We start from the raw sequence: 8,925 nt of genomic DNA on the forward strand, positions 1-8,925 counted from the left end.
GGTACCTCGTCCGGCCCAGTACTTTTACGGTGTCGAAGGCCATTCCGGTGATCTCCGCGGGTCGGGTAAGTTTGGTGTCATGACTGCGGAGAGTGACGAAATTCAGGAGGGTGATGTGGCCGTGGACCGCGGGCTCGGTTCCAAGGCTCCTGAATTCATCAGGAAATCACGGGGGCTGCATCTGAGCTGGCAGGTGGGGGTTTTCATCGTCGGGCTGGCCGTGGTGGCGGCCGGTGTGGTGATGCTGCCGCTGCCGGGGCCCGGCTGGCTGGTGATCTTCGGGGGAATGGCGATCTGGGCCACCGAGTTCGTCTGGGCGCAGCTGGTGCTGCGCTGGACGAAGCGCAAGGTGACCGAGGCGGCACAGCGCGCGCTCGACCCCGCGGTGCGGCGGCGCAACATCATCCTGACGTCCGTCGGACTGGTGATCGTCGCCGCCCTGCTCGGCTACTACCTCTGGCGTTTCGGATTCGAGATGCCGTGGCGGCTCAACTGATCCGCACGGCCCGCACCGGTCCGGACGGATCCGCGCCGATCCGCAGGTGGTCCCGGGCACCGTCTGAGGTGCGGTAACGTTGTCCCCGCACGGGGGCGATTAGCTCAGTGGGAGAGCACTTCGTTCACACCGAAGGGGTCACTGGTTCGAACCCAGTATCGCCCACCCCGACCGGAGGCCCGGAAGCCGAGAGGCTTCCGGGCCTCCGGCGTTTCCGGAACCCGCCCGTGCCGCGTGCCCGGGAACCCACACTGGCTCCATGGACTGGAGCCGCTACCGATTCCGCACCAGCTGGCACCTGGACGCCCGGCCCGAGGCTGTCCACGCCGTGCTGGAGCGCCCCGACGAGTACCCGCTGTGGTGGCGGCAGGTGCGCGAGGTGCGGCGCACCGGCGAGACCACCGGGACGCTGCGGTTCCGCTCCGTGCTCCCGTACGACCTGGTGGTCGACGCGCGCGAGTCGCGCCACGACGGCGGGGGCGCGGGGGTGCTGGAGGTGGCCATGACCGGGGACCTGGAGGGCTGGGTCCGCTGGACGGTGACGGCCGACGGCGGCGGCACGCGGCTGCTCTTCGAGGAGGACGTGGTCGTTCGCAAACCCCTGATGCGCCGCCTCGCGGTGCCGTGCCGGCCGCTCTTCCGGGCCAACCACGCGCTCATGATGCGCCAGGGCCGGCGCGGACTGCGGGAGCTGCTCGCGGCCGGGCCGGCCGGCAATGGCGTTTGAACGGACGGCCCCGCGCCCTGTATTGTTCTGCACGTCCCGGGCGATTAGCTCAGCGGGAGAGCACTTCGTTCACACCGAAGGGGTCACTGGTTCGATCCCAGTATCGCCCACAGCAGGGAAGCCGGCCGGTCCTGATGGACCGGCCGGTTTCGTGCGTCCGGGTCGTTTCGTGCGTCCGGGCCCGCTGCGGAACGGGCGACGGGGCGGAACGGGTGCCGGGGAGGGCCGCTCAGGCGGCCGGAGGCCGGGCGCGCTGGGCCGGGATCATCGGCGCGGGCCGCAGCGGCCAGGACGGGTCGCAGCGCTCCGGGGAGCCGTTCCTGGCGAAGTAGGCCTGCAGGCCGCGGGCTTGGCCCGCGTGCCAGGCCGTCTGGCGCTCGTGCAGTTCGGCGGGGCCGAGTTCGGCGAGCCGCTCCGCGAAGCGGCGGCCTATGGCCCGCGCCAGGTCCAGGGAGGCTGTCGCGTCCGCCGCGGCGTCGTGCGCGCCGGTCAGTTCGACGCCGTAGTGCGCGCACAGGTCGGTGAGGGTGCGCCGGCCCTTGCGGTAGCGGTCCAGCGCCTTGTCGAGCACCCGGGGGTCCAGCACGCACAGCGGCGCCCCGTCCAGCCGGCCGCTCAGCGTCGTGCCGCGGTGCCGCTTCAACTCCCGGTCCAGCAGCGTGAGATCGAACGGCGCGTTCATCACCACCAGCGGCACCGACAGGGCCGCCCGGCCGGCCAGCGCCCGCGCCATCTCCTCCACGACGGGGCCGGGCCGCCGGCCGTGCCGCCGCAGGAACGCGTCGCTGAGCCCGTGGATGGCCCGCGCGCCGTCCGGCACCGGCACGCCCGGGTCCACCAGCCAGCGCACCACGCGGGGTTCGGCTCCGGGGGCGTCCTGCTCGACGAGGGCCCCGGAGACTATGCGGTCGTGCTCCACGTCCACGCCGGTGGTCTCGGTGTCGAAGGAGGCCAGTGGCCCGTCGTACCAGCGAGGCATGGGGTACTCCCAAGGCTGTCGGGGAGGTTGACGGGCGGTCAGAAGCGCCGCCCCTGAGCGGTATGTACCCGTAACCCGCGGTCACTGAACCGCGACTGTTTGCGACCCTTCGCTGGTGGAGAAGACACAGGTGACGGATGCGCACTGGCGTGCGTACGGACACCCGCACCGACGGCGGACGCAGGACTCGGCGGACGCACCGGCGACGCACGGCCCGGAAGGCACGGAAGAGCGATGGCGCTGACGCAGCCCGCCCCGGGTGAGCCGACGGCCGAGCGGGCGGCACCGCTCCGGGGAGGGCTCGCCACCACCAGCTGCATGGAGACCCTGCAGGTGGGGTACTTGCACGCGGTCGCGGCGGCGGCCGGCTGCTCGCTCGCCCAGCCCTTTCCGGACAACGGCATCGACTGGCACCTGAGCCACAGCTCGCGGGCGCACGCCGTGGACGACGAGGTGACGATCAAGGTGCAGCTCAAGTGCACCTACCAGGTCGCCCCGCGCCCGCCGGGGCCGTCCTTCGGCTTCACGCTGGAGAACGAGCACCTGGTGAAGCTGGCCAGGACCCCGGCGTCGGTGCACAAGATCCTGGTGGTGATGCTCGTGCCGCGCACGCAGGACGAGTGGCTGGCGGCCGGGCACGACCGGCTGGAACTGCGGCACTGCTGCTACTGGACGAACCTGGCCGGGGTGGCCGTGACCGGCAAGCGCAAGACCACAGTGCGGATACCGACCGCGCGGATCTTCGACGACCGGGCGCTGTGCCAGATCATGGCGCGGGTCGGGGCGGGAGGAAGACCGTGATGCACCGGCCCACCGACACCGGCGAGCCCGCCCTGCCCGACCCCGAGCGGGTCGACCCGGCGGTGCTGACCGCGCTGCTCGTGCGGCACGGCTGGCAGCGGCGCGGCGGCGCCCCCGGCCGCTACAGCCGCTGGACCCCGCCCGCCGGCGCCGTGCGCCTCCAGGACGCGGGGGCCGAGGCCGGGCCCGCGCCGGGGAGCGGCACGAGCCTGCTCGTCCCCGAGGGCCGCCCGCGCCGCGGCCGGACCGCGGATCCGGGCTACGCGGACCACACCGACCTGCTCGGCGAGGCGCTGACCGCCCTCGCCCGCTCCGCCGCCCCGTCCGCCCGCGAGGTGCTGCTCGCCCTCACCGTCCCCGGTGACGAGATCCGCTGGCGGCGCGACGTGCCGCGGATCGGCGACGCGGTGCCGTGGACCACGGCGGAGCAATTGCGGGCCGGCGCCCGGGCGATGCTGCTGGCCGCCGCGCGCGGCGCCCGGCAGAGCGCCGGGTACTTCGGCGAGCGGCACGGGCCGCACGCCGCGGGGTTCCTGGAACAGGTCCTGGTCGGGCCGGTGACCGGCGGCCACCTGCTCACCGCGTACGTCCCCGTCCCCGACGGCCGGCCGGCGACGTCGACCCTGCTGCGCGCCCTGCAGGCGGCCCGGGACGCCGTGGACTTCCAGCGCGCCACCGGCGGGATGGAGGCGTTCGACGCCGCGGTCGACCTGGGGGTCTGCCACGAGCTGGCCGAGGCGCTGGTCCGGCTGGTGCGCGGCACCGAGGGCATGGAGGTGGCCTTCGCCTGGTCGCCGGCGGCCGGTGCGCCCGGCGGCTTCGCCGGCCGCCCGGAGCCGGTGGAGTTCTCGCCCGGCGACCTGCCCGCCCTGGAGGCGGCGAGCGCCCGCTACCTGCGCCGGGAGCCGTCGGTTCCGGTCCGGGTGACGGGCACCGTCGTCCGGCTGCGCCGGCCCACGCCGTCCGGCGGCGGCTCGGTCCGGCTCCGCGTCCTGGCCGGGGCCGACGTCCGCCAGGTCCGGGTCCGGCTGGACGAGGCGGCGTACCGCATAGCCGCCCACGCCCACCTGGTGGGACTGCCGATCCGGGTCAGCGGGCTGCTGGAGAGCCGGGGCGGCTTCCGCCGGCTCACCGAGGCCGTCGGCGTCACCCCGGTCCAGGTGGACGAGGCCGAGCGGGACCGGCTGCTGAAGTCGCTGCACGGCGGGGTCGACACCTTCGAGGACGCCTGCGGGGGAGACTCCTGACGCGGGGGCGTCCCGCCGCCCGCCCCCGTCCCGCGCCCCGCACCGGATCGCGCTTCGCGGCGCACCCGCCGGGCTCGGTACGATTCACCCGTGCGGCATCCGCCGCCGTGCGGTATTGAGTCATGGGAGAGAACCGGTGTCTGACGTCCGTGTGATCATCATTCGCGATTCCGTGGAGCGGGAAGAGCGGGTGGTCACGACCGGGACGACCGCCGGCGAGCTCTTCGACGGCGACCGCAGCATCGTGGCCGCGCGCGTCGCCGGCGAGCTGAAGGACCTGGCGTACCCGGTCGCCGACGGCGACGAGGTCGAGGCCGTCGCCCTGGCCAGCGAGGACGGGCTGAACATCCTGCGGCACTCCGCCGCCCACGTCATGGCCCAGGCCGTGCAGGAGCTGTTCCCGTCCGCGAAGCTGGGCATCGGCCCGCCCATCAAGGACGGCTTCTACTACGACTTCGACGTCGAGACCCCCTTCACCCCGGAGGATCTCAAGAGCATCGAGAAGAAGATGCAGGAGATCCAGAAGCGCGGGCAGCGCTTCTCGCGCCGCGTGGTCACCGACGAGGACGCCCGCGTCGAGCTGGCGGACGAGCCGTACAAGCTGGAGCTGATCGGCCTCAAGGGCTCCGCCTCCTCCGACGACGGCGCGGACGTCGAGGTGGGCGCGGGCGAGCTGACCATCTACGACAACATCGACAGCCGGACCGGCGACCTGTGCTGGAAGGACCTCTGCCGCGGTCCGCACCTGCCCAGCACCCGCCTGATCCCCGCCTTCAAGCTGATGCGCAGCGCCGCCGCGTACTGGCGCGGCAGCGAGAAGAACAAGCAGCTGCAGCGCATCTACGGCACGGCGTGGCCCTCGAAGGGCGAGCTGAAGGCGTACCTGGACTTCCTCGCCGAGGCCGAGAAGCGCGACCACCGCAAGCTCGGCTCCGAGCTGGACCTCTTCTCGATCCCCGAGGAGATCGGCTCCGGCCTGGCGGTCTTCCACCCGCGCGGCGGCGTCATCCGCCGGGTCATGGAGGACTACTCGCGCAAGCGGCACGAGCAGGAGGGGTACGAGTTCGTCTACACCCCGCACGCCACCAAGGGCGCGCTCTTCGAGAAGAGCGGGCACCTGGACTGGTACGCGGACGGCATGTACCCGCCCATGCAGCTGGACGAGGGCACGGACTACTACCTCAAGCCCATGAACTGCCCGATGCACAACCTGATCTTCGACGCCCGCGGCCGGTCGTACCGCGAACTGCCGCTGCGGCTCTTCGAGTTCGGCACCGTGTACCGGTACGAGAAGTCCGGCGTCGTGCACGGCCTGACCCGCGCCCGCGGCTTCACCCAGGACGACGCGCACATCTACTGCACCAAGGAGCAGATGGCGGACGAGCTCGACTCGACCCTCACCTTCGTGCTGAACCTGCTGCGCGACTACGGCCTGGAGGACTTCTACCTGGAGCTCTCGACCAAGGACCCGGAGAAGTTCATCGGGTCGGACGAGAACTGGGAGGAGGCCACCGAGACGCTGCGCAAGGCCGCCGAGAAGCAGGGCCTGGAACTGGTCATGGACCCGGGCGGCGCCGCCTTCTACGGCCCCAAGATCTCCGTGCAGGCGCGCGACGCGATCGGCCGGACCTGGCAGATGTCGACCATCCAGGTCGACTTCAACCTGCCGGAGCGCTTCAACCTGGAGTACACCTCGCCCGACGGCTCGAAGCAGCGCCCGGTGATGATCCACCGTGCGCTCTTCGGCTCCATCGAGCGCTTCTTCGCGGTGCTCCTGGAGCACTACGCGGGCGCTTTCCCGGCCTGGCTGGCGCCGGTGCAGGCGACCTGCATCCCGATCGGCGACGCGCACGTCCCGTACCTGCAGGAGTTCGCCGCCAAGGCGAAGGCGCTGGGGCTGCGGGTCGACGTGGACGCGTCCTCGGACCGGATGCAGAAGAAGATCCGCAACGCCCAGAAGGCCAAGGTGCCCTTCATGATCATCGCGGGTGACGAGGACATGGAGGCCGGCGCGGTCTCCTTCCGCTACCGCGACGGGACGCAGAAGAACGGCGTGCCGGTCGACGAGGCCGTCGCCGAGATCGCCAAGGCCGTCGAGGACCGCGTCCAGGTCTGACGCACGCGATGCACGGCGGGCCCCCGGAGCGCAGGCTCCGGGGGCCTTCGCACGTCCCGCGCCCCGGCACCGGCGGCCGCCGGCGAACCGCCCCGGTAACCGCCCCTGCGACACGCGGCACGGACCGAAGTCCTATGCTGATCGGCATGACGAGTGAGCCGGAGCAGCAGATCGGAGTGGGTACGCAGGACGCGTTCCAGCGCCTGTGGACCCCGCACCGGATGGCGTACATCCAGGGCGAGAACAAGCCGACCGGCCCGGAGGCCGGTGACGGATGCCCGTTCTGCTCGATCCCGTCCAAATCCGACGAGGACGGCCTGATCATCGCGCGGGGCGAGCACGTCTACGCGGTGCTCAACCTCTACCCGTACAACGGCGGCCACCTGATGGTGGTCCCCTACCGGCACGTCGCGGACTACACCGAGCTGGACCTGGCGGAGACCGCGGAGCTGGCGGAGCTGACCAAGCGCGCGATGCGGGCGCTGCGCACCGCGTCCGGGGCGCACGGCTTCAACATCGGCATGAACCAGGGCGGGGCGGCGGGCGCGGGCATCGCCGCCCACCTGCACCAGCACGTGGTGCCGCGCTGGGGCGGCGACACCAACTTCATGCCGATCGTCGGCCACACCCGCGTCCTGCCGCAACTGCTGGCCGACACCCGCAAGATGCTCGCGGACGTCTGGCCGCAGGAGTAGCCGGCCCGCTCCGGCCTGCCCGGCCGCTCCGCGCCGGCCCCGCCGGGCGTCACGCGTCGTACGCGTCCGCCTTGCGGGGCTCCGCGCTCTGGACCATGCCGCTGAGCGTCAGCGAGCGGCTGGTGAAGTGCGAGGTGTCGACGCCGTTCTCCTTCATGACGTGGATGGCCGCCGCGTGCACCGCCCGCAGCACCGGGGTCGCGGCGCGCAGCGCGTCGTCGGCCATGAAGCGGTGCTTCCACGGCTTGTCCGCCCACGTGTGCCGCAGGCCGAACGGCTCGGGCAGCGACAGCGTGCCGCCGAGGTGGTCCAGCACGCTGGGGAAGCGGGTGAGCGGGGCGCGCACCGCGAGGCGGACCACCTCGGCGGGGTGGATCAGCGGCAGCTGCACCGTACGGGTCTCCCAGAACTTGACCGGGCGCGAGACGGTCTTGGAGTTGGGGGAGGGTCCCGCGGTGAAGATGGGGTGCACGGGGCCGAGCGCGTGGCCCGTCACCTCCACCCGCAGGGTGTGCGCCAGCACGGTCACGGTGACCATCAGCGTTATCACCAGCTGCCCGTCCCACAGGACGAACTGGATGCCCAGGTAGTGCCGGTTGCCCTTGCCGAACTGCTGGTTGTTGCAGATCCGCTGGATCTCGAAGTCCTTGACGGTGAACGCCTCGACCTCCGACCCGGTGGGCCGGGAGATCGCCTTGGCGTTCTCCCCGGTCGGGGCGACCACCCAGTGCCTTATCGTCGCCTTCGGGAAGCCGCCGGTGTGCAGCGGGCCGCGCTCCAGCATCCGCAGCTTGTCGTGGATGGCGCGCACGACGTCCCAGCTGCGGAACGGGTGGATCTCCGCGAGCCCCTCGCGCGGCACCAGCTCCTCGGCCATCTGCCAGCTGCCCCAGCGGGTGCCCATGCCCAGTATTCCCTTGGGCCCCGCGTAGAAGACCACGTTGCTGTTCTGCTCCGCGGTGAGCTTGGCCAGGCTCTGCCGCAGCGTCTCCGCGCGGATCTGGTTGGGGTTGCGCGGCACGGCCTCGGGGATCTTGGCGGCGACGCCGGAGCCGGAGACCAGGCCCGCCCAGCGCTCCCGCAGATCCTGCGCGGTCTGCTCGCAGACGCGCTTGGCCAGGAACCAGCCCAGGATCGGGAAGAGCATCATCACGCGCAGGTACTGGCGCCAGAAGCCGGTCAGCGGCGGCCGCAGGAGCAGCAGCGCGGCGAACGCGACGACCACCAGCAGGATGACCCCGCCCAGCGGGCCGGCCTTCGAGTTCTGCACCTTCGCCAGCGACCGGCGCAGCTGGAACGCGCCGAGCCAGACCAGCACCCCGGGCAGGAAGAGCAGCCCGAAGACGGCCGTGATGATCGTCAGCTTGTTGTCGCGCTCCTGGCGGATGCGGTTCGCGGCCAGGCAGTGCTCGACGACGGACTGCGGCTCGGCGCCGAAGGACTGGACGAGCTCCCCGCGGGCCGCGCCCAGCATCCGCACCTGGACGGCACGGGCGAACGCCTCACCGAGGTTGGGCTCGAAGAGCGAGAGCCGCGGCGGGCTGAAGGCCGCGTCCTCGTTGGCCTTCCTGAGGTCCTCGACCGGCGAGTCCCGGTAGGCCGCCGACGCCAGCGCCTGTGTCGCGGCGGTGCCGCCTTCCTGACCGATCAGCGGGACCTGCGCCCCGGGGCTGAAGTCGAACCCCTTGCCGTCTGCCACTACCGCCCCCTCATTCCTGCGCACGACCCCGCGGGCACAACGGCTCCACCGGCCCATTCCCCGTGCGGAGGGCCGTCACACTTTTGGAGCAGTGGCCACAGTATCGGCTGCCGTCCCTGACCGACCGGCTGCTGGCCTGCGGGCTGGAACTGGACTGGCCGGTCC

Annotated in this window: 8 protein-coding genes and 2 tRNA genes; 8 read left to right on the forward strand and 2 right to left on the reverse strand. The window is 72.1% G+C overall.

The features are described from left to right. Positions 1 to 79: 79 nt before the first annotated feature. The 4 genes from ABZ721_RS34840 (at position 80) to ABZ721_RS34855 (ending at position 1,333) form a co-directional block, all read left to right on the forward strand. Positions 80 to 496, forward strand: a complete 417-nt coding sequence (locus ABZ721_RS34840; protein WP_358792799.1) for a TIGR02611 family protein — start codon at positions 80 to 82, stop codon at positions 494 to 496. A 93-nt stretch (positions 497 to 589) separates the two neighbouring features. Further along, positions 590 to 661: transfer RNA gene (locus tag ABZ721_RS34845), tRNA-Val, on the forward strand. A 94-nt stretch (positions 662 to 755) separates the two neighbouring features. Continuing rightward, positions 756 to 1,223 (forward strand): SRPBCC family protein, encoded by a 468-nt coding sequence (locus ABZ721_RS34850; protein WP_358792800.1) that lies wholly within the window; start codon positions 756 to 758, stop codon positions 1,221 to 1,223. A 38-nt stretch (positions 1,224 to 1,261) separates the two neighbouring features. After that, a tRNA-Val gene (locus tag ABZ721_RS34855) sits at positions 1,262 to 1,333 on the forward strand. Between the two features lie 119 nt (positions 1,334 to 1,452). On the opposite strand, the gene ABZ721_RS34860 is transcribed toward ABZ721_RS34855, so the two are convergent. Beyond that, positions 1,453 to 2,202, reverse strand: coding sequence for an exonuclease domain-containing protein (locus tag ABZ721_RS34860; RefSeq protein WP_358792801.1), 750 nt, complete (start codon positions 2,200 to 2,202; stop codon positions 1,453 to 1,455). Between the two features lie 234 nt (positions 2,203 to 2,436). Here ABZ721_RS34860 and ABZ721_RS34865 point away from each other — a divergent pair, with 234 nt between their 5' ends. The 4 genes from ABZ721_RS34865 to ABZ721_RS34880 all read left to right on the forward strand — a co-directional run bounded on the left by ABZ721_RS34865 (position 2,437) and on the right by ABZ721_RS34880 (position 7,061). Then, positions 2,437 to 3,003 carry a DUF4365 domain-containing protein gene (locus ABZ721_RS34865; RefSeq protein ID WP_358792802.1) on the forward strand — a complete coding sequence of 189 codons (567 nt, stop codon included), beginning with the start codon at positions 2,437 to 2,439 and terminating at the stop codon, positions 3,001 to 3,003. Next, the gene (locus ABZ721_RS34870) at positions 3,003 to 4,250 is read left to right on the forward strand and encodes a hypothetical protein (protein ID WP_358792803.1); all 1,248 of its coding nucleotides are present in this window, start codon (positions 3,003 to 3,005) and stop codon (positions 4,248 to 4,250) included. Before ABZ721_RS34865 ends, ABZ721_RS34870 begins: the two co-directional genes overlap by 1 nt. A 136-nt stretch (positions 4,251 to 4,386) precedes the next feature. Beyond that, positions 4,387 to 6,366, forward strand: a complete 1,980-nt coding sequence (gene thrS, locus ABZ721_RS34875) for a threonine--tRNA ligase (protein ID WP_358792804.1) — start codon at positions 4,387 to 4,389, stop codon at positions 6,364 to 6,366. A gap of 134 nt (positions 6,367 to 6,500) precedes the next feature. Further along, positions 6,501 to 7,061 (forward strand): HIT domain-containing protein, encoded by a 561-nt coding sequence (locus tag ABZ721_RS34880; RefSeq protein ID WP_358792805.1) that lies wholly within the window; start codon positions 6,501 to 6,503, stop codon positions 7,059 to 7,061. Positions 7,062 to 7,110: 49 nt separating this feature from the next. Here the strand turns inward: ABZ721_RS34880 and ABZ721_RS34885 are convergent, their stop codons facing one another. Beyond that, positions 7,111 to 8,760: a hypothetical protein gene (locus tag ABZ721_RS34885; protein WP_358792806.1), complete on the reverse strand. Its 1,650-nt coding sequence runs from the start codon at positions 8,758 to 8,760 to the stop codon at positions 7,111 to 7,113. Positions 8,761 to 8,925: the final 165 nt, after the last annotated feature.

The organism is Streptomyces sp. NPDC006733, from assembly GCF_040636125.1.
Taxonomy (GTDB): Bacteria; Actinomycetota; Actinomycetes; order Streptomycetales; family Streptomycetaceae; genus Actinacidiphila.